Origin of the sequence: Pseudomonas aegrilactucae (genome assembly GCF_019168305.1) — a bacterium.
Classification (GTDB): Bacteria; Pseudomonadota; Gammaproteobacteria; order Pseudomonadales; family Pseudomonadaceae; genus Aquipseudomonas; species Aquipseudomonas aegrilactucae.
The window spans coordinates 1-670 of sequence record NZ_JAHTBI010000126.1 but is presented as its reverse complement, the minus strand read 5'-3'; the positions used below and the strand labels follow the sequence as shown (position 1 = coordinate 670).

Annotated in this window: 1 protein-coding gene; it reads left to right on the top strand. The window is 59.9% G+C overall.

Annotated elements, in window-relative coordinates; all coding sequences use genetic code 11:
- Positions 1-636, top strand: a 636-nt coding sequence (locus KUO17_RS25450; RefSeq protein ID WP_217978324.1) for an OprD family outer membrane porin, incomplete at its 5' end; no start/stop codon positions are given.
- Between the last annotated feature and the right edge of the window lie 34 nt (positions 637-670).

Below are 670 nucleotides of genomic sequence, written 5' to 3'. Positions count from 1 at the left end.
AAAAAGCATTACCTGGGCCTGAACTACGTCCACGCGATCTCCGACGACCAGTCGCTGACCCTGGACTTCAACGGCTACAAGTCCAGCATCGACAGCGATTATGTTCGCGATGCCAAGCTGACCGGCGACAGCAACACGATCTGGAGCCTGGCGGCCACCTACGCCTTCGGCCCGCACTCGATCACCCTGGCGCACCAGCGCAGCAACGGCAGCACCGGTTACCAGTACAGCGGTTACCAGCGTAATGGCGGTGTGGGTGACGGTGGTTCGACCATCTACCTGGCCAACTCCTACTGGTCCGACTTCAACGCTGAAGACGAGCGTTCGTGGCAGATCGGCTATGGCCTGGACTTCAGCGCCTTTGGCGTCCCTGGCCTGACCTACAACGTGGCCTACGTCGTGGGCGACAACATCAATACTCGCACTGTCGGCACCCCAGGTGGCTTCGGCGAGGGCAAAGAGCGCGAAATCTTCAACCAGTTCAAGTACGTGGTTCAGGAAGGCCCAGCCAAGGACCTGTCCGTCAAGCTGCGTGGCTCGTTCCTGCGCACTTCGGAAAGCGTGCGTCGTAGCGGTTACAACGACGACGGCAACGAAGTCCGCGTATTCGTCGAGTACCCGATCAGCATCCTCTGATCGATCCGTACTTGAAAAAGCCCCGGCCTAGGCC